The organism is Synechococcus sp. LA31 (assembly GCF_018502385.1).
In the GTDB taxonomy this organism is placed as follows: domain Bacteria; phylum Cyanobacteriota; class Cyanobacteriia; order PCC-6307; family Cyanobiaceae; genus Vulcanococcus.
Window position 1 is genome coordinate 2046709 of record NZ_CP075523.1, and the last position, 22612, is coordinate 2069320.

The window sequence follows — 22612 nt, forward strand, 5'->3', positions numbered from 1 at the left end:
TGGCCGGAACCCGCTACACCGCCACGTAAGCCTGCACGTTCTCGCTGAGGCGGCGCAGGCCGGCAAGGCCGTCGCGCTCGAGGTTGCGCACGCGGTCGCGACTCATGCCGAGGATGCGGCCGATGCCGGTAAGGCTCATCGGTTCATCAGGTTCGGGCACATCAGCGCAGGGAATGCCATAGCGCATCTTGAGCACGCGGCACTGCAGGTCTGGGAGCTGCTCGAGCAGATCGCGCATATCGCTGCGCAGGCACTCGCCATCCACCAGCTCCTCGGGCTGGGTGCCATTGGCCGCCAGCAGATCGAGCAGTTCGGTGTCGTCGCCATCGCCCACCTTGGTTTCCAGGCTCACCGGTTGGCGGGCGCGGCAAAGCAGATCCTTCACCTCCTCCTCCGGCAACTCCACAAATTCCGCCAGCTCGGTGACGGTGGGGGTGCGGCCCAGCTCCTGGCTCAGCTCACGCTGGCCCTTCTTGAGCTTGTTCAGCGTTTCGGTGATGTGGATCGGCAGGCGGATCGTGCGGCTCTTCTCCGCGATCGCACGGGTGATGCCCTGGCGGATCCACCAGTAGGCATAGGTGGAGAACTTGTAGCCGCGGGTGGGGTCGAACTTCTCCACGCCCCGCACCAATCCAATGGTGCCCTCCTGGATCAAATCCAGGAGTTCCATATTCCGCTTGGTGTATTTTTTCGCCACGCTCACCACCAGGCGCAGGTTGGCCGCCACCATTCGCTCCTTGGCCCGCTGGCCGCTGCGCAGGCGTTTCTTCAGCTGCTGGGGGGTGAGCTGGGCAGCTTTGGCGAGCTGGGTGTGATCGGGCTTGGCGCCGCCGGCGCGCATCTCGAGCTCCTGCTCGAGCTCTTCTAAGGCCACCAGCTCCTGCACCTGGCGGCCAAGGGTGATCTCCTGCTCATGGGAGAGCAGCGGTACGCGACCGATATCGCGCAGGTAGGAGCGCACCAGATCGGTGCTCAGCCCCGAGGCATCAACAGCAACGACCACGGCAAGGCCTGTGAACTGATGTAAAGCCTACCTGAAGAAGTGTGAAGCGTCTCTCAGAAAGCTCGCGAATCTCGCGGGAGCACCCCAGGGCAGCAGCGTCAGCCCCCTGAGCGGCTCAGCAACCAGCTGGCGGTTTGCAGGTAGATGAACACGCCGGCCACATCGGTGGCGGTGGCAATGAACGGGGCCGACATCAAGGCCGGATCCAGCCCCAGGCGGTTAAACAGCAGCGGCAGTGCCGCACCGGCGGTGGCCGCCAGGGTGGTGATCGCCACCAGGCTGATGCCAGCCGCGGTGGCCACCAGCCAGTTGCCGCCGCTCACATAGCCCGACCAGGGCACCACCACCAGCATCATCAACAGCCCCAGCAACGCCCCGGCAATGGCCTCACGGCCGATTGCTTTCACCGGCCCCAGGCTCTGGATGCGCTGGGTGCTGAGGCCGCGGATCACCACCGTGGAGCTCTGGGCACCCACGTTGCCGCCGGTGCCAATCAACAGCGGAATGAAGGCCGCGAGCACCACCACCTGTTTGAGCACCCCATCCATCGAGGCGATTACCGCGGCGGTGCCGCTGTTGGCCAGGAGCAGCACCAACAGCCACACCACCCGCCGGCGGGCCACGCTGAACAGATTGCTCTGGAAGTAGTCGTCTTCATCGCCGGCCTGCACGGCGCCAGCGGCGTAGAGATCGCGGGTGGCCTCCTGCTGGATCACGTCGATCACGTCGTCCACGGTCACGATCCCCACCAGCCGCTGCTCGCGGTCCACCACCGGCACGGCCAGAAAGTCGTAGCGCTGGATCACGCGGGCCACTTCTTCTTGGTCGGTATCGGTGCCCACGCTCACCACCTCGCGGGTCATCACATCGCCCACCCGCTCCTCCGGATCAGCCACCACCAGATCCCGCAGCGAAAGGATGCCGGTGAGGTGGCGCGAAGCGTCGGTGACGTAAAGGGCGTAGATCGTTTCGGTGTCGCGGGCGCGGCGGCGCACGATCGCCAGCGCCTGGGCCACGCTGTGGAATTCCTTGAGGTCGATGAACTCGGTGGTCATCAACCGGCCGGCGGTTTCAGGCTCGTAGCCGAGCAGCTGAGCGGTCACACGCCGCTCCGCCGGGCTCAGCTCTGCCAACAGGCGCCGCACCACCTTGGCCGGCAGTTCATCAAACAGATCCACCCGGTCATCGGGCGACATCTCCTCCACCAGCTCGAGCACCTCACTGGAGCGCAACCGCTCCAGCAGCGACTGCTGCACGCTGGCCTCGAGATATTCGTAAACCTCAATCGCTTCGTTTTTGGGCAGCAGGCGAAAGGCCAGGGCCTGCAGGGTGCGGGGCAGCCCGCCGATCGCCTCGGCGATATCCACTTCTTGCACGGGCTGCAGGAGCAGCTTCACGCCGTCGTAATTGCCGGCCTCCAGCAGGCCCTTGAGCTGCTGGGTGAGCAGCTCAGCCAGAGCGGCCCCGTTGGCAGCTGAACCTGCGGCTGCTGCAGACGCCTCGCTCATCGCCCCAGGGCTGCTGCACACCGAGTGTATGGGCTGAAGTGGCTAAGGTCCGGCCTTCTCCTAGAAGTGCGATGGCCATCAACGTGAACGAAGTGGTGGTGAGCACCGCCGCCGGCGAGCAGCAAAAGCTGAGCGCGCTGGATGGCCAGGTGCGCCTGATCGTGAACGTGGCCAGCCGCTGCGGCTTCACCCGCCAATACGCCGGTCTGCAGGCTCTGCAGGAGGCCTACGGCGCCCAGGGCTTCTCGGTGCTGGCCTTCCCCTGCAACGACTTCGGCGCCCAGGAGCCCGGCTCGGTGGAGGAGATCAAGCAGTTCTGCTCCACCACCTACGGCGTGAACTTCCCGATCTACGGCAAGGTGGCCATCAGCGCCGCTCCGTTCGACACGCTGGTGCAAAGCGAGCCCGCCGGCCCGGTGGCCTGGAACTTCGAGAAATTTCTCGTGGGCAAAGACGGCACGGTGGTGGCTCGTTTCAAGAGCGGCGTGGAGCCTGACTCGGCTGAGCTGAAAGGCGCCATCGAAGCCGCACTGGCGGCCTGATCAGCCGGTTTCGCGGCCAAACACCAGCCGGCTGAGGCCAAGGCCGGCGGCGGCGCAGAGCACACCAAGCACCAGGCTGGCGGCAATCAGCGCCAGCCCCCAAACGGGGCGGCCAGCCTGGATCAATGCAGCCACATCAAGCATCCAACTGCTGAAGGTGGTGAGGCAGCCGCAAAAGCCAATGCCCAGAAGCAGCAGCAGGCTGGTGCGGCGGGGAATCGGGCCCAGCAGAAAGCCCAGCAGAAACGAACCCACCAGATTCACCAGCAGGTTGGCGCCAGCGCTGCCGCCCAGGTAAGGGCCCAGCTGCACGCCGCTCTGCCAGCGCAGCAAAGCCCCGGGCACCGCGCCGATGCCCACCAAGGCAAGCTCGCGCAGCTCAAAGCGCAGGCGCCGCTCTGGAAGCCGATCAGCCACCGATCACCATCCCGGCCGCCACCGCCAGCAACCCCGCCGCCACCGATCCCCCCATCAACAAGAGGGTCTGGCGGCGCAAGCCACCCATCCAGGCCTGCAGCAGCTCCACGCTGAAGGTGGAGAAGGTGCTGAGGCTGCCCAGAAAGCCTGTGGCCAGAAGCAGGGCGATCCGATCATGCGGGCCGCAGCGGCTAGCCAAGGCAGCGATCAAGCCCAAGGCAAAGCAGGCGCTGATATTCACGCCAAACGTGGCCCAGTGCTTGCGAGGCACGAGCGGCTCGAAATGGTTCACCAAGCGAAAGCGAAGCCAGGCGCCAGGGATGGCGCCAATCGCCACCAGCAACACATCGCGCAACCCGTAGAAGCCTGGTTCCACGAAAGAATCAACCAGGGGGAGTGAACTTGGCGAGCACTGCCAGCAAACGCAAGGCCTGGTTCCTGCTGCAACCCTGAGAGCAGAGACGCTCAAGAGAAATGGGCTCGCCTGCATCAACCAAGCGCCTCAAGGTCGATAGCTGGCCTGCAGACAAACGCTCAAGCAACCACTGATTCATCGTGCTGGAGAGATGAGCAGCAAGCTCTTCCGTTGGCTGGATCGATTGATCGGCAAACGCACTGAAGCCAGACGTGGCGTAGTGATCAAACAACGAGCCATAGCCAGGCAAACCAGACGGCAACGGCTGCCAAGCCGAAGCCTGCTTGAGGGCGGCCTCAGCCCGCCGCTGCTCCAAGCGCAACCACAAGTGGCGGTAAGCAGCGGAAACAGCACTTGCTGAATAGCGATCCTTTAGGCGCTCCAGCGAAGCATGTGCCATGGAGCGGCATCGATTCTGATCATGGAAGAGAGCCGAAAAGGCACGAACATAAGCGCTGTGATCAACAACAACACCCATGCTGCGCACCCCAATCATCGCATCGTAATCAAGGGTTCCCAAGGAGAATTGAGCATCGATATCATCAGCACCATCAACATCACACAACACATCCTGCGTTGGGATCAGAAAACCATTCTCGCCATCCGCCACAAGATCACGGTAGCCATTCCAATCGCTCACCACCAAGGGAAGCTCCGCAGCCATCGCCTCAAGCAGCGAAAGGCCAAATGTTTCCTGAAGATTGTCAGCCGGCGAGGTGAAAACATCAGCCGCAGCGAGAACCTGCCACTTCTGTTCATCGGTAGCAGGTTCGAGGCCACCCACCAGCCTGAAACAAAGATGCGGGAATCGCACACGTAGCTCGTCGTAAGCAGCGGCGATCCACTGATTAAAAATATGCCCACACTCGATCAGCACAATGTCTCGATCAGGGTGATCCAGAGCAAGCTGCTCAAGCGCGCGATAAAGACTAATTGGATGGCACTTGCTGTGAAAGCTCAGCCGACCCACAAAGGCAACCACAAAAGCATCAGGGCTGATTTGCAGAGCAGCTCTGGCGTGACGGCGTCGTTGATCTCGCGGTAGACCTGGCTGATAGGGCTGATCGGCACTGACCACCAAAGGAATAATGGGCAGCTCCGGCAACTGCAACACATCATCACTCGGCCGTGAAGCTCCGAGCCGGCGAGCCATGGTTTCCAAACGATGCTCAAGGGCTTTAGCCACCACATCACGGCCCGCTCGCGACGTGCACACAACGGCATCCCATGGATAAAGGGGTGCCAGCGGAATGTTGGCGATGCCACCAAGAGCACCCTCGGAGCAAACGGTATGGATCACACCCGTGAGCGAAAAAGCCCAAGGTGCAACGTCATTGCGAAGAGGCGTCCATCGACTGATGATCGGATCGGGCACATACAACGCTCCGACCTCTGAAAGCAGGTCTGGGGTGGCCTGATCACACACCCGAACCATCGCCCCTGGCGGGGTCACACCCGCCAGTAGCTGGCTTACAGACTCCACTGCCTTGTCGCCTGGGGAAACAACCGTGAGCATTTCCTCCTTCAGGAGCGCTCCCGCGAAGGACTGTGCAAGCTGAGCACCGGCAACACGTCGACCCAGAACCTGCTGACTCGACACGTCGTAGGCGTCTTTTGGCAAGAAGAGAGCCGCGGGGAAATGCGATGCCATCAGGAATGCCGCACCCAACCCTTCAGCGGCTTCAGCATCAACAGATCGGACGCCACCCTCACCTGCAACCAGCGTTCACCCATGGCATCAGCCCAGCTGCGCAACACCTCCACGGGCTCACCCACCGGCAACGACCGCAACAACGGCGCCTCAGACGCTGGCGCGCCACTCATCGCCAGAGCGAGGGGAAGGATCAGCGGCTCCCCAGCGGAACGCTTACGCACTTCCGGCACACGACGCTCTGCGCCTCCAGCCGGAAGTGCGACAGGTGCAAAGAGAGCAAATGCCAGAACAGCCCCCCAGCTCCAGGCCGGGGTGGCAACACCACGCTGATCCATCAGATATCCAGCTGCGCCAGATCGAGCTCGGCGCTATGGGTTTCGATGAATTCGCGGCGGGGGGCCACCTTGTCGCCCATCAGGATCGTGAAGATGCGATCGGCTTCGGCAGCGTCTGCGATCTCAACCCGCTTCATCATGCGGGTGGAGGGATCCATGGTGGTTTCCCACAGCTGCTTGGGCATCATTTCGCCCAAACCCTTGAAGCGCTGGATCGTGTAATTCGCCTTCTCGCCGAAGCCTTCGATCGTGGTTTTGAGATCGGCTTCGTTGTAGCAATACGTGTGATTCTTGCCGCGCTCCACCTTGTAGAGCGGCGGACAGGCGATATAGATGTAGCCGCCTTCCACCAGCGACTTCTGGTAGCGGTAGAAGAAGGTGAGCAGCAGGGTGCGGATGTGGGCGCCATCCACATCGGCATCGGTCATGATCACGATGCGGTGGTAGCGAAGGTTTTTTTCATCGAACTCTTCACCCTTGATGCCCAAGCCCAAGGCCGTGATCAACGCCTGGATCTCGGTATTTTTGTAGATCTTGGCGTCGTCAGTTTTCTCGATGTTGAGAATCTTGCCGCGCAGGGGCAGGATTGCCTGGAAGCGCCGGTCGCGGCCCTGCTTGGCCGAGCCACCTGCAGAATCGCCCTCCACGATATAGATCTCGGATTCACCCGGATCACGGGTTGAGCAGTCGGCGAGCTTGCCGGGCAGGGTGGAGCTCTCCAGCACGCTCTTGCGGCGCACCAGTTCGCGAGCGCGGCGGGCAGCCTCGGCGGCATTAAAGGCCTGGATGGCCTTCTCGAGGATCAGATCGATCACCGAGGGATTGAATTCCAGATATTCACCGAGGGCCTCGCCCACCAGCGAATCCACGATGCCGCGCACCTCGGTGTTGCCGAGCTTGGTTTTGGTTTGGCCCTCAAATTCCGGCTCCGGCACCTTCACCGAAAGCACGGCCGTGAGGCCTTCGCGGATGTTTTCACCGGCGAGGTTGCCATCGGCTTCCTTGCGCTTGCCACGCTTCTTGGCAAAGGCGTTGAGGGTGCGGGTGAGAACGGTCTTCAAACCCTCGATGTGCGTGCCACCATCCACGGTGCGGATGTTGTTGGCGAAGCCGAAGATGTTGTCGGAGTAGGCATCCACGCACCACTGCAGCGCAGCCTCCACCTGAACACCATCTTTTTCGGAGTTCACATAGATGATGTCGGGATGAAGGGCATCCTTCTCCGCATTCATGTAGGCAACGTATTCCTTGATGCCGCCTTCGTAGAGGTAAATTTCCTCATGAGCGGCCCCATCGGCATCGCGAGCCGCCGGGCGTTCATCGCGGAACACGATCTTCACGCCACCGTTGAGGTAGGCGAGTTCGCGTAGACGAGCCGAGAGGGTGTGGTAATCGAAGTCGATCCCACCGGTGAAGATCTGAATATCGGGCTTGAAGCACACTGAAGTGCCGGTGCGGCTGGGATCGGCCGACGCTGTTGAGGCCAAGGTGCCGATCGGAGCACCGCGCTCAAAGCGCTGCTTGTGCTCCTGGCCCTGGCGGTGAACGGTGACTTCCACCCATTCAGACAGGGCGTTCACCACCGACACGCCCACGCCGTGCAGGCCGCCCGACACCTTGTATCCACCGGCGCCGAACTTGCCGCCGGCGTGCAGCACGGTGAGCACCGTTTCCAGGGCGCTCTTGCCGGTGCGGGGGTGCACGTCGGTGGGGATGCCGCGGCCGTTATCGGACACGGCGCAGCTGCCGTCCTCATTGAGGACGACCAAAATCGAGTTGCAATGGCCGGCGAGGGCTTCGTCGACCGAGTTATCCACCACCTCGTACACCAGGTGGTGCAAACCGCGCGGCCCGGTGGTGCCGATGTACATGCCCGGGCGCTTACGCACCGGCTCCAGGCCTTCCAGCACCTGGATTTGCTCGGCGCCGTAGGCGGCCTGAACTTTGGTGGCTTCGCTCATGGGTTCCGGCGGGGGCACGCTCTGCTGCCGCAGAAGCCCGTTGGCAAGCGCGGCAAGGGCGATAAAGGCGCGCAAAGGCCGTGCCTGAAGGCCCAATCTACCACCGATGCAATAGAGAAGCTCCTGGCGGCCCCTCAGCGCGCTTTTCAGCAAGGGGTGCATGGGGGCGCCCGGCAGAGTGCCCCGATGAACCATCCACCAAGCCCTGGCCCCAAGGGCGAGCAGCCCCTGGTGATCGCGTTACTGGGGCCCACCGCCAGTGGCAAAACAGCCCTTGGCATCGCGCTGGCCCAGGCGCTGGATCTGGCGGTGCTGTCGGTGGATTCGCGCCAGCTCTACCAAGAGATGAACATCGGCACCGCCAAGCCCACACCCGCCCAGCGGGCAGCGGTGCGCCATGAACTGCTGGATCTGCGCAGGCCCGATCAACCGATCAACCTGCAGGAATTCCGCGCGGACGCGGAGCGGGCGATCGCGGCGGAACACGCGCGGCGGGGCATCGCCCTGCTGGTGGGCGGCAGTGGCCTCTACCTCAAAGCAATCACCCAGGGGATGAGCCCTCCAGCGGTGCCGCCGCAGCCCCAGCTGCGGGCACAGCTCGAGGCCCTGGGCCAACCGCTCTGTCACCAGCTGCTGCTGAGCGCCGACCCCACGGCCGGCGCCCGGATCATGACGAACGACGCCGTGCGCACCCAGCGAGCCCTGGAGGTGATCTACGCCACAGGACTGCCGTTAAGCAGCCAGCAGGGTGCTGCCCCACCGCCCTGGCGGGTGCTGGAACTGGGCCTCAATCCACCCGATCTCAAACAACGCATCAGCCAGCGCAGCGCCCAGCTGTTTGCCGATGGTCTGGTGGAGGAAACCCGCGGCCTGGTCGAGCGCTACGGCGCCGAATGCCCCCTGCTCAACACGATCGGCTACGGCGAAGCCAAGGCAGTGCTGCGGGGCGAGCTGCAAGAGGGGGAGGCCATCGCCCTCACCACCAAGCGCACGCAGCAGTTCGCCAAGCGCCAGCGCACCTGGTTCCGCCGCCAACATGAACCCTTGTGGCTGGATGGGGGCGATCCGCTGCAGCAAGCGTTGCAAGCGATCGAGCGCGTCCTAGGGTGAAGGGTGAACAGACACTGTTTTCTCTTCGTCCTCTCGCCCGCCTGAATGCCACCCCGTCCTCGTTTTGACCGCCGAGCTCCCGTACGGGAGCTCCCCAACATCAACGACCGCATCAGTTACCCCCAGCTCCGGGTGGTGGATGCCGACGGCGGTCAGCTGGGGGTGATCACGCGGGAGGCGGCCCTCGAGGTGGCCAAAGACCGCGAGCTCGACCTGGTGCTGGTGAGCGAGAAGGCTGATCCGCCGGTGTGCCGGATCATGGACTACGGCAAGTTCAAGTTTGAGCAGGAAAAGAAGGCCAAGGAGGCCAAGAAGAAGTCTCACCAAACCGAAGTGAAGGAGGTGAAGATGCGCTACAAGATCGATCAGCACGATTACGACGTGCGGATCGGTCAGGCCTCTCGCTTCCTTAAAGCCGGCGACAAGGTGAAGTGCACCGTGATCTTCCGCGGCCGCGAGATCCAGCACACCGCCTTGGCTGAGCAACTGCTCAGGCGCATGGCCAAGGATCTCGAAGAAAAGGCTGAGATCCAGCAAGACCCCAAGCGCGAGGGCCGCAACATGATCATGTTCCTCACGCCGCGCAAAACCCCGCTGTCCAAGGAAAAGGAAGCGGAAGCCGCCGCCAGCAAAGCCGTGCGCACCATCGAAACCCCGCGCCAGCAGGCCGCTGCAGCCGCTGCCAGCGAGGGCTGAGCCCAAACTCACAGCCTTAGTCCAATAGCGGACTAAGATTGTTGGGCTGCTGCTGCTGCTCAATCATGCGCACGGTGAATGTGCACGAGGCGAAGACGCACTTCTCTCGCCTGATTGATGCAGCCCATGCCGGCGAAACCATCGTGGTGGCGAAAGGCGGCAAACCCTGGGCTCGCCTTGTTCCGCTGGCCACCCCGACGCCGCTGAGGCAGCCAGGTGTTTTAGCTGGTGTTTTGCAGCTGCCCGCGCCAGAAATGCTGCTGGAACCGCTGCCTGACGCAGAGCTGGCTGCCTTCGACAACCCGTTGCCGTGAGGGCAGGGACTTCAACGGATAGGCCCCTCCGGCTGCTCCTTGATACCCATGCGCTGCTCTGGTGGCTGGCTGAGCCAGCTCGACTGTCAGCCAAAGCGCATGCAGCCATTGGGGAGCCCAACAACCAGGTGTTCGTGAGTGCAGCATCAGCCTGGGAACTCGCCACCAAGGTGCGCCTGGGAAAGCTCGCGATCGCCGCGACACTGCTTTCAGATCTGACGGAGGTTCTGGCGCACCAGGGATTTGAACTGCTGCCGGTTCAGTTCAAGCATGGCCTGATTGCAGGCGGATACGAACAGCCCCATCGCGACCCCTTTGATCGCTTGCTGGCTGCGCAGGCTCAATTGGAAGGCCTCACCCTCGTGAGCCTTGACCCTGCCTTGAACGATTTTCCCTGCCAGCTGCTTTGGTGATGCAATCAGAGCGCTTCGTCAAACAGCTGCAACATGGCCCCCCAGCCTGCGGCTGATGCTTGGGGATGGAAATCGCTCCGGGCTTCGCACATGTAGCCGTGGCCGGCACCCGGGGCCATCACGAAACGATGGCGGCGGCCAGGCACAGCAGCGAGGGCCTGCTGGATAGCGCTGAGCTCCTCGGGAGGCATCAGGGGATCCTGATCACCGCAAAAGCACCACAACCTGCCAGGGATCTGCGGCACATCCGCCAGGGTGGGGGCACCACCGCCGGGCCGATCGGTCGACACGCGGGCCCCATAAAAATCGCAACTGGCGGCGATCACCGGCAGGGTGGCAGCCAGCATTGCCAGGTGGCCGCCAAAGCAGAAACCCACGCAGCCCAGGGGCTTGTGGGCTAATCCGTCGGCGCTGTGGTGCTGCTGCATCCAAGCAGCAGCGGCAGCCACATCGGCGCGGAGCTGCTCGGCCTTCACCTGATCGCGATGCTCGCGGCCCAGGGCGAGACCGGCTTCGTTGTAGCCGGCCTCCAGCTGCGGGGCGGTGCGCCAGAAGGTGCTGATGGCGAGGGCCGCATACCCCTGCTCCGCCAGACGATCCGCCACGCTGCGCACCCAGCCGTTCACGCCGAACACCTCTGGCAGCACCAGCACCGCCGCCCGCGGCGCTTCCGGCCGGGCCCACCACGCCGGCATGGCGCCCTCGGGGGTGATCACCTCAGTCCAGGTCGCCTGAATCGTCATCTCGGGCAGGGGGTATGCCGGGATTGCAATTGTCACCGGCGCCAAAGCTCCGTAAGGTGTCCCCGCAGCGTTGTGCCAATCCGGTTTGCGGTTCCACATTCAGCAGGACAGCGACATCCCGGCATCGAGCCAGCTGTACAACCAGATCTGCTTCGCAATCGCCGCGCGCCACTTTCCGCCGGGGCATCGATTACCGAGCACGCGCCAGCTGGCGATGCAAACCGGCCTGCACCGCAACACGATCAGCAAGGTGTATCGGCAGCTGGAGAACGATGGCGTTGTCGAAGCCATGGCGGGCTCCGGCATCTATGTGCGCGACCAGCAGAATCCGCGCGACATCAAGCCGGCTCCCGGCCCCCGCAGCCGCCACCTGCCGGACATCGACCGCGAGGTACGCCAAAGCGTGGACGGGCTGCTCAACGCTGGCTGCACCCTGCAGCAGGCGCGCGATTTGTTCACCCGCGAGATCGACTGGCGGCTGCGCTGCGGCGCCCGAGTGCTGGTGAGCACCCCCCGCGAAGACATCGGCGCCTCGATGCTGATCGCCGAAGAGCTCACGCCCCATCTGGATGTGCCGGTTGAGGTGGTGCCGATGGAGGAGCTGGAATGCATCCTCGAGAGCTCCAGCAACGGCACGGTGGTCACCAGCCGCTACTTCCTGCAGCCGGTGGAAGAGATCGCCCGCCGCCACAGCGTGCGCGCCGTGCCGGTCGACCTCAACGATTTCCGCCACGAGCTCGATCTGCTGAAAGACCTCAAGGCCGGCAGCTGCGTGGGCCTGGTGAGCATCAGCCCCGGCATCCTGCGCGCCGCCGAGGTGATCCTGCACAGCATGCGCGGCAATGAACTGCTGTTGATGACCGCCACCCCCGATGTGAGCAGCCGCCTGCTGGCACTACTGCGGGCATCAAGCCACGTGCTTTGCGATCGCCCCAGCCTGCCGCTGGTGGAGCAAAACCTGCGCCAGAACCGCGCCCAGCTGATGCGCCTGCCTCAGGTGCACTGCGCCCAGAGCTACCTGGGCAGCGCCACCATCGATCTGCTGCGCAAGGAAATCGGCCTGCTGGCGGCCTAAAGCCGAACACCCCGCTTCATTCGAGCTGCCATTCCTCCACCGCAACACCCGGGATGCGGTGGAACTCCCGAGCGTGATTGGTGATCACCACGCTGTCTTCCGCGAGGGCGTGGGCCGCGATCATCAGATCCAGATTGCCAACAGGAGTGCCCGCAGCTTCCAGCTGAGCCCGAGTGCGGGCGTAGTGGTGCGTAGCCGCCATGGGCCAATCGAGGAGTTCAAAGCCCGAAAGCCAAGCTTCCACAGCCGCTTGAAACCGGGTGGAGCCCAATTTCTCAGCTCCGAAGCGCAGCTCAGCAGCCACGATGGCTGATAGCCAGAGCTGCCCACGATCCAGCTGGCGGAAGCGCTCCACCATCTGCAGCGGGCGCCGACGAAGCACATAGCTGCAGATGGTGGTATCGAGGGTGCGCCTCACGACCAGTCGCGCTCCTGAGGCAACTGATCGCCGCGATCCTCGAGAAACTGATCAGGCAGAGCAGGATGTTCGGCATAGAAGCGCTGGAGCCAGTCGGCCAGCCCCTCGGCGGGGTCGACACAGGGCTGCACCCACAAGCCATCGCCCATGGGCTCAATCTCCACATCAGACCCACGCAGCCGCAACCTGGCCGGCAACCGCAGGGCCTGACTGCGGCCGCTCATGAACAATCGGGCACGCACCACACGCAGCAACGTCATATCGCATTGTCATACTACTTTTGCCTGCGGCCGCGCCACACGCCAGACTCTGCCGATGCTCAACGCCCTGCGCGCCGACCTGGCGATCATCAAGGAGCGCGACCCGGCGGCTCGTGGGGTGCTGGAGATCCTGTGCTGCTACCCCGGCCTGCACGCCCTCACCTTGCATCGCTTCAGCCATCGCCTCTGGCGGTTGCGCTGGCCGCTCACCCCGCTGGTGGCACGCCTGCTCAGCCAAGTGGGCCGCTGGCTCACGGGCATCGAAATTCATCCGGGCGCCCAGATCGGCCGGGGCGTGTTCATCGACCACGGCATGGGCGTAGTGATCGGTGAAACGGCCGTGATCGGCAATCAATGCCTGCTGTATCAAGGGGTGACCCTCGGGGGCACCGGCAAGGCCCACGGCAAGCGCCACCCCACCCTGGAGCCCAACGTGGTGGTGGGCGCCGGCGCCAAGGTGCTGGGCGCCATCCAGGTGGGCGCCAACACACGCATCGGCGCCGGCTCGGTGGTGCTGCGCGATGTGGCACCCGACAGCACCGTGGTGGGCATCCCCGGCCGCGTGGTGCACCAGAGCGGCGTGCGCATCGACCCCCTGGCCCACTCGGCGCTGCCGGATACCGAAGCACGGGTGATCCGCAACCTGATGGAGCGCATCGATCAGCTGGAGGGGGAGCTGGCCCGCACCCAGGCCTGCCTGCGGGAGCTGGCGGCAGGGCGGCCGCTTCGCGAAGCCTGCCGCGGGGAAGCTCAGAACCTCAAGGATCGTGAGATTCTTGAATTCCTGGGAGATGAGCAGCGCCAATGAAGACCTTGGGTCTGGCGCCGTCGTTTTTAAGAACCCTTCAGCAGCAGCGCACGCTGCTATGGCGGCTCACGCAACGAGAAGTGGCCGGGCGATACCGCGGCTCCGTGCTGGGTTGGGGCTGGAGCCTGCTCAACCCCCTGATGATGTTGGGGGTGTACACGTTTGTGTTCTCCACGGTCTTCAAAGCCCGCTGGCCGGATCTGCAGCAGGCCGGCTCGCTGGGGTTTGCGATCAACCTGTTTGCCGGGCTGATCGTGTTCAACCTGTTTGCCGAATGCGTGGGCAAGGCTCCCACCCTGGTGCTCAGCCAGCCGAGCTACGTCACCAAGGTGGTGTTTCCGCTGGAGGTGCTCAGTGCCGTGGCCGTGGGAGCAGCCGCTTTTCATGCGTGTACCAGCCTGGTGGTGTTAGCGGGATTCCAACTGATCGCCACGGGAGGGATTCCGCCCACGGCCCTGTGGCTGCCGGTGGTGTGGCTGCCACTGGGATTGGGCTGCCTGGCCCTGTGCTGGGTGTTATCGGCGCTGGGGGTGTACCTACGCGATCTGCCGCAACTGGTGAGCGTGGGGCTGAGTGTGCTGATGTTTTTAAGTGCTGTGTTTTATCCGATCTCAGCCCTGCCGGAGCGTTGGCAACCCGTGCTGCTCACGAATCCACTGGTGTTGGTGATCGAGCAGACGCGCCGCGTGCTGGTGCGAGGCGAGCACCCGGCGGCGGCGTATGTGCTGCTGGGCATTCCCGCGGCTGTGCTGGGCTGCGAGCTGGGGTTCCGTCTGTTTCAGAAAGCCCGGCGGGGCTTTGCCGATGTGATCTGAGTACAACATGACCACCGCAATCGCCATCCACGCCAGCAATCTGGGTAAGTGCTACCGGATCTTTGAGTCGCCCAGAGCGCGCCTGGCCCAGGGGATCTGGGGCGAGCGGCGGCAGCTCTTTCAGGAAAAGTGGGCCCTACGCGGGGTGAGCTTTGAGCTGCCCGCAGGCCAAACCCTCGGTGTCGTAGGGCGCAACGGCTCGGGCAAAAGCACCCTGCTGCAATTGCTCTGCGGCACGCTCACGCCCACGGAAGGGGCAGTGCATTGCCAGGGCCGCGTGGCCGGCCTGCTGGAGCTTGGCAGCGGCTTCAATCCGGAATTCAGCGGTATCGAAAATGTGTTTCTCAACGCCTCACTGCTGGGCCTCAATCAACGGCAAACGGAATCAAAGCTCGATGCAATCTTGGCCTTTGCCGACATCGGCGAGTATGTGCACCAGCCGGTGAAAACCTATTCCAGTGGCATGGCTCTACGGCTGGCCTTTGCTGTGCAAGCCAACATCGACCCCGACATCCTGATTGTGGATGAAGCACTGGCAGTGGGTGATGAACTGTTCCAGAAAAAGTGCTACGCCCGCCTGAGCCAACTGAAGGCCTCCGGCACCTCGATCCTGCTGGTGACCCACAGCTGCGCCCAGATCATTCAGCACTGCGATCAGGCGCTGCTGCTGCACAAAGGAAGGCCGCAATTAATGGGCAAACCATCCCTGGTAACCACCACCTATCAGCAGCTGGCCAATGCTCCGGATGCGGAATGGGCTGCGGTGATCGAACGCAAACGGGCGCTGCAACACACCGAGGTCACAGCCGAACCACAAACCCAAGCGATCGACACCAGCCTGGTGCCGAAAAGCCGTGAGATCTACGCCAGCCAGGGCGTGGAGATCAAGAGCATCAGCATCGAATCGCCCGACGGCCAGCCGCTCAACCAGATCCCCTTTCGAGCTGCCTTCCAGCTGCGCTTCCGCTATGAGGCCGCTGCAGATTTAACCGCCAGGGCTCTGCGCTGCGGCTGCCACATCGCCAGCACCCAGGGGCTGCGGGTCACCGGGCAGGCATTTCCCCTCGAAGGCGATCGCTTCATGGCTGAACCGAGCCAAAGCTGGGAGCTGTTGTTCAGCTTTGGGCCCGGACTGCTACCGGGGGTGTATTTCGTAGGCGGCGGCGTGTGGCCGGCGGAGCAGCCGGGCCAATTCCTGCACCGGGTGGTGGATTACACCGCTTTTCGCGTGCTGGCCAGCCCAGAGAGCACTCCGGCTGGCTTGTGCGATTTGAGTGCCGGCCCAGCAGAGCTGATCAGGCCGCCTGAGGCGCCGCAGCCGGCTGGAACATGAACATCGAATAGATCACGTTGCGGCGCATCTGGGTCATCATCTCGAGGAACATGTCATAGCCCTCATTCTTGTATTCAATCAAAGGATCTTTCTGGCCATAGCCGCGTAGACCCACCGATTCACGCAAGGCATCCATCGCCTGCAGGTGTTCACGCCAGAGGGTATCGATCTGCTGGAGGATGAAGAAGCGCTCGGCTTCGCGCATCAGGCCCGGGCGTTGCTGCTCGATCTGGCCTTCTTTGATGTCGTAAGCATTGCGCAGCTGCTCCTGCAGGAAGGCCTTGAGCTCTTCCACCGAGAGGCCGAGCAGCTGATCAGGCTTGAGATCTTCCAGCAGATACACAAATTCCTGCACCTTGCTCACCAGGCGATCGAGATCCCACTCCTCGGGGGGAAGGTCGGGGTTCACGTAGGCCTCCACGATGTCGGTCATGGTGCGCTCGCCGTAGCCCACCACCTGTTGCTTGAGCTCGCGGCCCTCCAGCACGCGCCGGCGCTCGGCATACACGGCTTTGCGCTGGTTGCTCATCACCTCGTCGTACTCGAACACCTGCTTGCGGATGTCGTAGTAATACGTTTCCACCTTCTTCTGAGCACCCTCGAGCGAGCGGGTGAGCATGCCGGATTCGATCGGCATGTCTTCCTCCACCCGGAAGGCATTCATCAGACCGGCCACGCGGTCGCCGCCGAAGATGCGCAGCAGGTTGTCTTCCAGCGACAGGAAAAAGCGGGTGGAGCCGGGGTCGCCCTGGCGGCCGGCGCGGCCACGCAGCTGGTTATCTACGCGGCGGGATTCATGGCGCTCGGTGCCGATCACGTGCAGGCCGCCGGCCTCGCGCACCTGCTCGTCTTCGGTGCCGGTGACCGCTTCGTATTCGCCCTTTACACGGCTGATCAAGGAGCGCAGGGCCTGAACCTGTGGGTCATCGGTGGGGGCTTTCTCGGCCGCCTGAGCGATGCGGTCTTCCAGCTCGAGCACGGTGAGTTGGCGATCACCCCAGGCCTTCACCAGATCGTGGGCCAGCTCCGAGAGCGAGTGCTCGGTGGCATCGCTGAGGGCGCAGGGGTAAAGGGCTCCAATGGCGCGGGCCTCGGAAGGCGCCTTAGCGGCAGCAGCCCCGGCTTCGGCTCCGAAACCAGGTGCGGCCTCGGGGGCGCGCTGCAGGGGCACCGGCGGCTTGTGACCCTCTTCAGGGCGCACCAAACGGGGCAGCAGCACCTCACGCAGCTTGAGGCGAGCCATGTAGTCGGCGTTGCCGCCCAGGATGATGTCGGTGCCGCGGCCGGCCATGTTGGTGGCGATCGTGACGGCACCAGCACGGCCGGCCTGGGCCACGATCTCGGCCTCACGCTCCACGTTTTCCGGCTTGGCGTTGAGCAGGTTGTGGGGGATCTCTTGTTCCGCCAAAAGAGCGCTCAGCAACTCCGATTTCTCCACGCTGGTGGTGCCCACCAGCACTGGGCGCCCGGTTTTGTGCACCTCGGCGGTTTCCAGGGCCACGGCGCGCCACTTGGCCGTTTCGTTTTTGTACACCTGATCGGTCCAATCCGCCCGGGAGCGAATCCGGTTGGTGGGCACGATGGTCACTTCGAGCTTGTAGGTCTTCTCGAATTCCACCTCTTCGGTTTTGGCGGTGCCGGTCATGCCGGCCAGGCGCGGGTAGAGCAGGAAGAAGTTTTGGTAGGTGATCGAGGCGAGGGTTTGCGTTTCGGGCTGGATCGGCAGGCCCTCTTTGGCCTCGATCGCCTGGTGCTGGCCATCACTCCAGCGGCGACCAGGCATCACGCGGCCGGTGAACTCATCCACGATCACGGCATCGGCGCCGCGCACGATGTAGTTCACGTCTTTGACGAAGAGCTCCTTCGCCTTGAGTGCGTTGTTGATGTAATGGGCCCAGGGATCGGCGGGATCGAAGAGATCGCTCACGCCCAGCAGCTGCTCCGCCTTGGCGTAGCCCTCGTCGGTGAGGGTGCAGTTGCGCTGCTTCTCATCCACTTCGTAATCGCCTTCAGGATCGATGCCGTCTTTACCCAGTTCGGCAGCGCGAACGAGGGCGGCGGCCACCTCAGCGGCTTTTTGGTATTTCTCCTGGGGGCGCTCCACCTGGCCGGAGATGATCAGCGGCGTGCGGGCTTCATCGATCAGGATTGAGTCGACTTCGTCGATCACGCAGTAGTGGAAGTCGCGCTGCACCACCTCGGCGATGTCGGACGCCATGTTGTCGCGCAGATAATCGAACCCGAGCTCTGAGTTGGTGGCGTAGGTGATGTCGCAGCCGTAGTTGAGGCGGCGGGTGGCGGGATCCATGTCTTGCTGGATCAGACCCACCGAGAGGCCGAGGAAGCGGTGCACCTGGCCCATCCACTCCGCGTCGCGGCGGGCGAGGTAGTCGTTCACGGTGACCACGTGCACACCGCGGCCGGTGAGGGCGTTGAGGTAGGCGGGCAGGGTGGCCACGAGGGTTTTGCCCTCACCGGTTTTCATCTCGGCGATCTGGCCGTCGTGCAGCACCATGCCGCCCATCAGCTGCACATCGAAGTGGCGCATGCCCAGCACGCGCTTACCCGCTTCGCGCACCACGGCGAAGGCCTGAGGCAGCAGCTCATCGAGCAGTTTTCGCTCACGCTCGAGCGTGGCCTCGATGCTCAGGCCACGGTTTTGGCATTCGAGCTGCAGGGCGGCGAGCTTGCCGCGAAATTCGGTGGTGAGATCGCGCAGCTCCTCATCGGAGAGAGGCGCCACCTCCTCCTCCAGCAGATTGATATCAGACACGATCGGCTGATAGCGCTTCAGCTTGCGGGCATTGGGATCACCCAGCAGCAGCTTGAGCATGGAATCGGGCCGATATGCGCTGGGGGCAGCCTACTGAGAGCAGGCGGGGAGGCCCTGGGCGGGATTCACGCCTGCAGCAACCATTCGAGCGCCGAGCTCCAGATCACAGTGTCCGGCCATTCGCCGGCGGGTGGCGGCATCACGGAGATCGGCACACACCTGAATCAGCTCGCGCCGGCCATCGGCAAAGCGAGCGTGGAAATCCACCTCGAAGCCATCGGCCGTGCGCAAATACCCCACCTCAGCGCCCCGTCGCAACAACTCCAGCAGCACCACCGTTTCGAGCGCATGAGCGAGATTGCTGCGCCCATCCAGCTCATAGAGGGGCAAGAGGCCCGGATCAATCGGGACAACCTTGCGGGGCAGGGTCATGCGGCGGCGTAGGGAGCCGCCCACCACCGAGAGGGTGCGAATCAGGAAGGCACTCTCAAGATGATCCACCAGCTCGGCCAGGTGTTCGCGGCTGATCGCCACACCCTGGTTTTTGAGAGCGCCGTGCAGGCGGTTGAGGCTGAAGCCACCGCCGCCGTGGCTGAGCAGCTGCCGCACCAGCCATTGCAACGCCAGGGGCTGGCGCACGGCATGGCGCTCGATCACATCGCGCAGCACGGTGCTGTCCACATAACTACTCAGCAACAGCCGCCGGCTGCGCTCATCGAGCTGCTGCAGCTCCGGAAAACCACCACGCTGCAGGTAGAGCTCCAGCTGATGGGACAACTGAGAGCGCTCGGCACTGCTCCAGCGATCACTGGGCTGCTCGGGCTCCAGGCCCATGTGGCGCAGACTCTCGCGAAAACTGAAGGGGAACACCACCGCCTCCACGGCACGGCCGCGCAGGCTGCTGGCGATCTCGCTGGAGAGCATCTCGGCTGAGGAACCGCTCACCACCACGTCGATGGGTTCACTGTCCATCACACGGCGCACGAAGCCCTCCCATCCGGGAATGCGCTGGATCTCATCGAGAAAGAGGCAGCCCCGCTGAGTGCCGCTGCGCAGCTCGGGCTGGAGCTGAAACAAGGTTTCCAGCAGCTGGTCCAACAGCTCCACCCCTGGGGAATGGGCCAGCAGGCGTTCATCCTCGAGCGACACCAGCGGCAGCCAGGCCCGCTCCGCGGCGGCCGCCACGCGCTCACCCAGCTCCTGCCAGAGCAGCGACGTTTTACCGCTGCGGCGCATACCGATCACCGCAAGGGTTTTGCCGGGGATCCTGGGGATCTAGATGTCGCGGCGCGTGAGCCGGGGCAGTGGCTGCTGCACGCCATCCAACAGCTTCTGGCGCAGCAACTGCTGGAGAGCGACCGGAATCTTGTCGCCACTGCCGACAAGTTGACCAACCCCTGAACGCCTGGCCGCTTTCATCAGCGAGGGTAGATTAATAACAATCTTCTACCCAGGCAGTGCCATGGGCATGAACATCAAGGACCCGCAGGTGCACGCCATGGCCAAGGAGCTGGCGGCCCGCCGTGGCACAAGCGTCACCGACGCAGTGCGCCAAGCGCTCAGGGTGGAACTGGAGCGGAGCCACACAGCTGACGCCGCCAGGCAGGAGGAACTTCAGGCCCTGTTGGTTCGCTTCCGCCAACTCCACTGGCCGGAAGGCGTGAGCAGCAAGGAAGCACAGGACGCTCTCTATGACGACCAGGGGCTGCCGGCGTGATGGTGGTGGACACCTCCGCTCTGGTGGCCATCCTCAAAGTGGAACCGGATGCGAGCACGCTCCTGAGCTGCCTGGGCAACAGCGGTGCCAATCGCATCGCCACCGCAACGCTGCTGGAAGCGCAGATGGTGGTGATCAGCCAGCTGGGAGAGGCGGGAGTCCCGGAACTGGAGCTCCTGCTGAACCGGGCGCCAATCCAGGTGGTGCCGTTCAACGCCGACCACATGCGCTGGGCGCTGCACGGTTGGCGCCACTACGGCAAGGGACGGCACCAGGCGGCGCTCAACATGGGGGACTGCATCAGCTACGGGCTAGCCAAGGCGATGGATGCGCCGCTGCTGTTCAAGGGCGAGGATTTCCAACACACCGATGTGAAGGTGCCCGCTTGAGCGCCGCGCCCATTCAGCTGATCCGCCACCGCCGCGGCGCCTGGCGCCTGCGCCGCGCCCCGGGCCAGCTGCGCCAGCTCCAGCACCTTCTTGATGCGCATAGCTTTTGGGCCAACGGCCGCTCGCGGCGCGAACTGAGCCGGATGCTGGCCGGTAGCCAGGCGGTGGTGAGCGCCTGGCAGGCCTCACACCTCGTGGGGTTTGGCCGCGCCACAAGCGATGGCGTGTTCCGCGCCGTGCTCTGGGATGTGGTGGTGGCTGGCGAGCACCAAGGTCGCGGCCTTGGCCGGCGAATCGTGGAGGCGCTGCTGCAGGAGCCGGCCCTTCAGGGGGTGGAACGGGTGTATCTGATGACCACTAACAGCTCCGGCTTCTACGAACAGCTGGGCTTCACGGCCGTGGACAGCCAGCGGCTGATGCTGCGCCAGGGCCGCTAGAGCAGTTGCCGTGGCTGGCCCAGCCAGCCACGGCGGCCTCATGGATGTCTTCAAGGCTTGCCTTGCGTTCCGAACGACCTGCCAGCACACCAAAAACAGCCTTGATGCTTTCAGTGGCCGGCTCGAGATCGAGCTCAAGGCGTCCCATGTGTCTCGCCAACCTGCCGCAACACCGCTGCAATTAATCCATCTCCAAGGTAGTAACCCTGCTCACGCAAAGCCAGCAAAAGCGGCCCACAGGCACGAACGAGACCTTGCTCCTTGGCCAGCACGAGCACGGCAGCCGTTCCGATCACAGCCAACCCTTGGCACCGGGCCTCCGCCCGACCGCAGCGGTCATCGATCACGAGCAGAACCTCATCTCCAGAGGCGCGCCGCTGAAGGGCCGTGCCGATAGCACTGGCCTCTCCAGCATCAACACCAGGATTGAGCGGAGCCCAGGGAAGGGTGCAAGGCCCGGCTACGCGCAGCCAGCCCTGATCACAGGCCTCCTGCAGCAGCACCGTGCCAGGAAGAGATGGCACAGTACCGCTCACTACTTCAGTGAGACCCAGCTCAGCAGCAATCACCTCGGTGATCCACACAGTGGTGAAGAGATCACGCAGCAGCTGCAACCTCTCAATGCGGGCCAGGCCGATCAATGGGCCGGCATCCGCCAGTACAACGCGCATCGCCGGGCTGGATCAGGCTCCCTGCCCGAGCCAGCGGCGGGCCTGAGCGAGTTCATCATCCAGGTCGGCATCGCTGGCATCCGCCACAGGGATCCGGAGCGAGGCCAGTATCTCCAGGAACCGCGGTAGCGGCATCCCGGCGATGCGCGCCGCTGAACCCACGGATAGGGAGCCGGCCTGAAACAGCGACAACGCCAGACCCGATCGCACCGCGGCTGTATCCGGCAAGCCCAGGCGATCCAAAGCCACCACGAGCGCAGTGGGCTCCTGATGACTGGTGACCACAGCCATCGCATCCGCCTCAGCGGCTCGGAGCACCGTGGATGGATTGCTCTTGAGCTGGCGAACCGAAAAGGCCTGCATACTGTTCCTACGCCCTGTGGCCATCATGCCCCAGAGAACCAGTTCCGGCTGAACGGACGCACGCAGAAGGAAGCCGTGCGAAGGCTGTACATCCACCACATCCCTGACGCAGTGGCCGAGCAGCTGGAACACCTAGCTCAACGCGCAGGAGTGTCGCTGAGCACATTCGCGTTGCGGGAACTCACCGAGGCAGCAAAGCGAGCCGATCACGCCAGCCTCCTATCCAGCCTGGCTCCACAGCCCATCCAACGCAGCACGATCCTCGAAGCACTGGACGCCTGTCGCGGCGAGCGTTAGGCGTCGCGACAGCGGGCTTGGTGGCCTGCAAACGCAACAAACAACTCCATCCATAGCTTCCGCACAGTCCGTACAGAAGCCCGAACAGCGCCGCACCAATCACCGCAACCACGCCGACGCGAGCAAAATGGCGATTGAAACTCCA

The 22612-nt window shown here is 63.8% G+C and carries 28 protein-coding genes; 13 read left to right on the top strand and 15 right to left on the bottom strand.

Annotated features, from left to right (window positions below):
• Positions 1-13 precede the first annotated feature (13 nt).
• Together KJJ24_RS11185 and mgtE are read right to left on the bottom strand one after the other, a co-directional pair.
• Positions 14-1003: an RpoD/SigA family RNA polymerase sigma factor gene (locus tag KJJ24_RS11185; protein WP_214338765.1), complete on the bottom strand. Its 990-nt coding sequence runs from the start codon at positions 1001-1003 to the stop codon at positions 14-16.
• 98 nt (positions 1004-1101) lie between these two features.
• Positions 1102-2511 carry a magnesium transporter gene (gene mgtE, locus KJJ24_RS11190; protein WP_214338766.1) on the bottom strand — a complete coding sequence of 470 codons (1410 nt, stop codon included), beginning with the start codon at positions 2509-2511 and terminating at the stop codon, positions 1102-1104.
• A 71-nt stretch (positions 2512-2582) separates the two neighbouring features.
• Here mgtE and KJJ24_RS11195 point away from each other — a divergent pair, with 71 nt between their 5' ends.
• A complete protein-coding gene (locus KJJ24_RS11195) occupies positions 2583-3053 on the top strand; it encodes a glutathione peroxidase (RefSeq protein ID WP_214338767.1) in 471 nt (156 codons plus the stop codon).
• Here the strand turns inward: KJJ24_RS11195 and KJJ24_RS11200 are convergent, their stop codons facing one another.
• From KJJ24_RS11200 to gyrB, 5 genes are read right to left on the bottom strand one after another with little or no spacing between them, the layout of a single operon-like run.
• Positions 3054-3470: a CrcB family protein gene (locus tag KJJ24_RS11200; RefSeq protein WP_214338768.1), complete on the bottom strand. Its 417-nt coding sequence runs from the start codon at positions 3468-3470 to the stop codon at positions 3054-3056.
• Positions 3463-3825 (bottom strand): CrcB family protein, encoded by a 363-nt coding sequence (locus KJJ24_RS11205; RefSeq protein ID WP_250545022.1) that lies wholly within the window; start codon positions 3823-3825, stop codon positions 3463-3465. The genes KJJ24_RS11200 and KJJ24_RS11205 overlap by 8 nt, the downstream gene beginning before the upstream one ends.
• A gap of 28 nt (positions 3826-3853) precedes the next feature.
• A complete protein-coding gene (locus tag KJJ24_RS11210; protein ID WP_214338770.1) occupies positions 3854-5536 on the bottom strand; it encodes a glycosyltransferase family 4 protein in 1683 nt (560 codons plus the stop codon).
• On the bottom strand, positions 5536-5874 hold the full coding sequence (locus tag KJJ24_RS11215) for an SH3 domain-containing protein (protein ID WP_214338771.1): 339 nt from the start codon (positions 5872-5874) through the stop codon (positions 5536-5538). Before KJJ24_RS11215 ends, KJJ24_RS11210 begins: the two co-directional genes overlap by 1 nt.
• Entirely contained in the window at positions 5874-7835 is a 1962-nt protein-coding gene (gyrB, locus tag KJJ24_RS11220; protein WP_214338772.1) for a DNA topoisomerase (ATP-hydrolyzing) subunit B, read from the bottom strand. Before gyrB ends, KJJ24_RS11215 begins: the two co-directional genes overlap by 1 nt.
• Positions 7836-8021: 186 nt before the next feature.
• Between gyrB and miaA the strand changes: the two genes are divergently transcribed.
• The 4 genes from miaA (at position 8022) to KJJ24_RS11240 (ending at position 10368) form a co-directional block, all read left to right on the top strand.
• Positions 8022-8945 (top strand): tRNA (adenosine(37)-N6)-dimethylallyltransferase MiaA, encoded by a 924-nt coding sequence (gene miaA / locus KJJ24_RS11225; RefSeq protein ID WP_214338774.1) that lies wholly within the window; start codon positions 8022-8024, stop codon positions 8943-8945.
• A gap of 45 nt (positions 8946-8990) precedes the next feature.
• Entirely contained in the window at positions 8991-9641 is a 651-nt protein-coding gene (gene infC / locus KJJ24_RS11230) for a translation initiation factor IF-3 (RefSeq protein ID WP_214338776.1), read from the top strand.
• 65 nt (positions 9642-9706) lie between these two features.
• Positions 9707-9955, top strand: a complete 249-nt coding sequence (locus KJJ24_RS11235) for a type II toxin-antitoxin system Phd/YefM family antitoxin (protein WP_214338778.1) — start codon at positions 9707-9709, stop codon at positions 9953-9955.
• Positions 9952-10368: a type II toxin-antitoxin system VapC family toxin gene (locus KJJ24_RS11240; protein WP_214338780.1), complete on the top strand. Its 417-nt coding sequence runs from the start codon at positions 9952-9954 to the stop codon at positions 10366-10368. The genes KJJ24_RS11235 and KJJ24_RS11240 overlap by 4 nt, the downstream gene beginning before the upstream one ends.
• Positions 10369-10373: 5 nt before the next feature.
• Here the strand turns inward: KJJ24_RS11240 and KJJ24_RS11245 are convergent, their stop codons facing one another.
• Entirely contained in the window at positions 10374-11111 is a 738-nt protein-coding gene (locus KJJ24_RS11245) for a dienelactone hydrolase family protein (protein ID WP_214338782.1), read from the bottom strand.
• A gap of 85 nt (positions 11112-11196) precedes the next feature.
• Here KJJ24_RS11245 and KJJ24_RS11250 point away from each other — a divergent pair, with 85 nt between their 5' ends.
• Positions 11197-12186, top strand: coding sequence for a GntR family transcriptional regulator (locus KJJ24_RS11250; protein ID WP_214338784.1), 990 nt, complete (start codon positions 11197-11199; stop codon positions 12184-12186).
• 16 nt (positions 12187-12202) lie between these two features.
• Here KJJ24_RS11250 and KJJ24_RS11255 read toward each other — a convergent pair whose 3' ends face one another.
• Both KJJ24_RS11255 and KJJ24_RS11260 read right to left on the bottom strand, forming a co-directional pair.
• On the bottom strand, positions 12203-12604 hold the full coding sequence (locus tag KJJ24_RS11255) for a type II toxin-antitoxin system VapC family toxin (RefSeq protein WP_214338786.1): 402 nt from the start codon (positions 12602-12604) through the stop codon (positions 12203-12205).
• A complete protein-coding gene (locus KJJ24_RS11260; RefSeq protein WP_250544664.1) occupies positions 12601-12864 on the bottom strand; it encodes an antitoxin in 264 nt (87 codons plus the stop codon). The genes KJJ24_RS11255 and KJJ24_RS11260 overlap by 4 nt, the downstream gene beginning before the upstream one ends.
• 55 nt (positions 12865-12919) lie before the next feature.
• Between KJJ24_RS11260 and cysE the strand changes: the two genes are divergently transcribed.
• From cysE to KJJ24_RS11275, 3 genes are read left to right on the top strand one after another with little or no spacing between them, the layout of a single operon-like run.
• Positions 12920-13672, top strand: coding sequence for a serine O-acetyltransferase (gene cysE, locus KJJ24_RS11265; RefSeq protein ID WP_214338788.1), 753 nt, complete (start codon positions 12920-12922; stop codon positions 13670-13672).
• On the top strand, positions 13669-14487 hold the full coding sequence (locus KJJ24_RS11270; protein ID WP_214338790.1) for an ABC transporter permease: 819 nt from the start codon (positions 13669-13671) through the stop codon (positions 14485-14487). Before cysE ends, KJJ24_RS11270 begins: the two co-directional genes overlap by 4 nt.
• A 7-nt stretch (positions 14488-14494) precedes the next feature.
• Positions 14495-15820: an ABC transporter ATP-binding protein gene (locus KJJ24_RS11275; RefSeq protein ID WP_214338792.1), complete on the top strand. Its 1326-nt coding sequence runs from the start codon at positions 14495-14497 to the stop codon at positions 15818-15820.
• Here the strand turns inward: KJJ24_RS11275 and secA are convergent.
• From secA to KJJ24_RS11290, 3 genes are read right to left on the bottom strand one after another with little or no spacing between them, the layout of a single operon-like run.
• Complete coding sequence (gene secA / locus KJJ24_RS11280; RefSeq protein ID WP_214338794.1) at positions 15783-18653, bottom strand: preprotein translocase subunit SecA; 2871 nt, start codon at positions 18651-18653, stop codon at positions 15783-15785. The two genes, KJJ24_RS11275 and secA, sit on opposite strands and share 38 nt — an antisense overlap.
• 30 nt (positions 18654-18683) lie before the next feature.
• The gene (locus KJJ24_RS11285; RefSeq protein ID WP_214338795.1) at positions 18684-19829 is read right to left on the bottom strand and encodes an ATP-binding protein; all 1146 of its coding nucleotides are present in this window, start codon (positions 19827-19829) and stop codon (positions 18684-18686) included.
• Between the two features lie 39 nt (positions 19830-19868).
• On the bottom strand, positions 19869-20012 hold the full coding sequence (locus KJJ24_RS11290) for a hypothetical protein (protein WP_214338796.1): 144 nt from the start codon (positions 20010-20012) through the stop codon (positions 19869-19871).
• Between the two features lie 49 nt (positions 20013-20061).
• On the opposite strand from KJJ24_RS11290, the gene KJJ24_RS11295 reads away from it, so the two are divergent.
• The 3 genes from KJJ24_RS11295 to KJJ24_RS11305 are packed head-to-tail and all read left to right on the top strand — an operon-like array spanning position 20062 to position 21136.
• Positions 20062-20310, top strand: a complete 249-nt coding sequence (locus tag KJJ24_RS11295; RefSeq protein ID WP_250544666.1) for a type II toxin-antitoxin system VapB family antitoxin — start codon at positions 20062-20064, stop codon at positions 20308-20310.
• Positions 20310-20699, top strand: coding sequence for a type II toxin-antitoxin system VapC family toxin (locus tag KJJ24_RS11300; RefSeq protein ID WP_214338798.1), 390 nt, complete (start codon positions 20310-20312; stop codon positions 20697-20699). The genes KJJ24_RS11295 and KJJ24_RS11300 overlap by 1 nt, the downstream gene beginning before the upstream one ends.
• Positions 20696-21136, top strand: a complete 441-nt coding sequence (locus tag KJJ24_RS11305; protein ID WP_214338799.1) for a GNAT family N-acetyltransferase — start codon at positions 20696-20698, stop codon at positions 21134-21136. The genes KJJ24_RS11300 and KJJ24_RS11305 overlap by 4 nt, the downstream gene beginning before the upstream one ends.
• A gap of 134 nt (positions 21137-21270) precedes the next feature.
• Here the strand turns inward: KJJ24_RS11305 and KJJ24_RS11310 are convergent, their stop codons facing one another.
• Positions 21271-21807: a DUF3368 domain-containing protein gene (locus tag KJJ24_RS11310; RefSeq protein WP_214338800.1), complete on the bottom strand. Its 537-nt coding sequence runs from the start codon at positions 21805-21807 to the stop codon at positions 21271-21273.
• Between the two features lie 12 nt (positions 21808-21819).
• Positions 21820-22170, bottom strand: a complete 351-nt coding sequence (locus tag KJJ24_RS11315; protein ID WP_214338801.1) for a UPF0175 family protein — start codon at positions 22168-22170, stop codon at positions 21820-21822.
• A gap of 75 nt (positions 22171-22245) precedes the next feature.
• On the opposite strand from KJJ24_RS11315, the gene KJJ24_RS11320 reads away from it, so the two are divergent.
• A complete protein-coding gene (locus KJJ24_RS11320; protein ID WP_214338803.1) occupies positions 22246-22467 on the top strand; it encodes a hypothetical protein in 222 nt (73 codons plus the stop codon).
• Positions 22468-22612: the final 145 nt, after the last annotated feature.

Excerpts from the sequence above, each read along its gene's own strand:
- KJJ24_RS11260 (WP_250544664.1), bottom strand. The coding sequence starts at position 12,864 with ATGACGTTGCTGCGTGTGGTGCGTGCCCGATTGTTCATGAGCGGCCGC.
- mgtE (WP_214338766.1), bottom strand. The coding sequence starts at position 2,511 with ATGAGCGAGGCGTCTGCAGCAGCCGCAGGTTCAGCTGCCAACGGGGCC.
- KJJ24_RS11285 (WP_214338795.1), bottom strand. The coding sequence starts at position 19,829 with ATGCGCCGCAGCGGTAAAACGTCGCTGCTCTGGCAGGAGCTGGGTGAG.
- gyrB (WP_214338772.1), bottom strand. The coding sequence starts at position 7,835 with ATGAGCGAAGCCACCAAAGTTCAGGCCGCCTACGGCGCCGAGCAAATC.
- KJJ24_RS11290 (WP_214338796.1), bottom strand. The coding sequence starts at position 20,012 with ATGAAAGCGGCCAGGCGTTCAGGGGTTGGTCAACTTGTCGGCAGTGGC.
- KJJ24_RS11315 (WP_214338801.1), bottom strand. The coding sequence starts at position 22,170 with ATGCAGGCCTTTTCGGTTCGCCAGCTCAAGAGCAATCCATCCACGGTG.
- KJJ24_RS11235 (WP_214338778.1), top strand. The coding sequence starts at position 9,707 with ATGCGCACGGTGAATGTGCACGAGGCGAAGACGCACTTCTCTCGCCTG.
- infC (WP_214338776.1), top strand. The coding sequence starts at position 8,991 with ATGCCACCCCGTCCTCGTTTTGACCGCCGAGCTCCCGTACGGGAGCTC.
- KJJ24_RS11245 (WP_214338782.1), bottom strand. The coding sequence starts at position 11,111 with ATGACGATTCAGGCGACCTGGACTGAGGTGATCACCCCCGAGGGCGCC.
- KJJ24_RS11270 (WP_214338790.1), top strand. The coding sequence starts at position 13,669 with ATGAAGACCTTGGGTCTGGCGCCGTCGTTTTTAAGAACCCTTCAGCAG.
- KJJ24_RS11275 (WP_214338792.1), top strand. The coding sequence starts at position 14,495 with ATGACCACCGCAATCGCCATCCACGCCAGCAATCTGGGTAAGTGCTAC.
- KJJ24_RS11195 (WP_214338767.1), top strand. The coding sequence starts at position 2,583 with ATGGCCATCAACGTGAACGAAGTGGTGGTGAGCACCGCCGCCGGCGAG.
- secA (WP_214338794.1), bottom strand. The coding sequence starts at position 18,653 with ATGCTCAAGCTGCTGCTGGGTGATCCCAATGCCCGCAAGCTGAAGCGC.
- miaA (WP_214338774.1), top strand. The coding sequence starts at position 8,022 with ATGAACCATCCACCAAGCCCTGGCCCCAAGGGCGAGCAGCCCCTGGTG.
- KJJ24_RS11215 (WP_214338771.1), bottom strand. The coding sequence starts at position 5,874 with ATGGATCAGCGTGGTGTTGCCACCCCGGCCTGGAGCTGGGGGGCTGTT.
- cysE (WP_214338788.1), top strand. The coding sequence starts at position 12,920 with ATGCTCAACGCCCTGCGCGCCGACCTGGCGATCATCAAGGAGCGCGAC.
- KJJ24_RS11300 (WP_214338798.1), top strand. The coding sequence starts at position 20,310 with ATGGTGGTGGACACCTCCGCTCTGGTGGCCATCCTCAAAGTGGAACCG.
- KJJ24_RS11210 (WP_214338770.1), bottom strand. The coding sequence starts at position 5,536 with ATGGCATCGCATTTCCCCGCGGCTCTCTTCTTGCCAAAAGACGCCTAC.
- KJJ24_RS11295 (WP_250544666.1), top strand. The coding sequence starts at position 20,062 with ATGAACATCAAGGACCCGCAGGTGCACGCCATGGCCAAGGAGCTGGCG.
- KJJ24_RS11310 (WP_214338800.1), bottom strand. The coding sequence starts at position 21,807 with ATGCGCGTTGTACTGGCGGATGCCGGCCCATTGATCGGCCTGGCCCGC.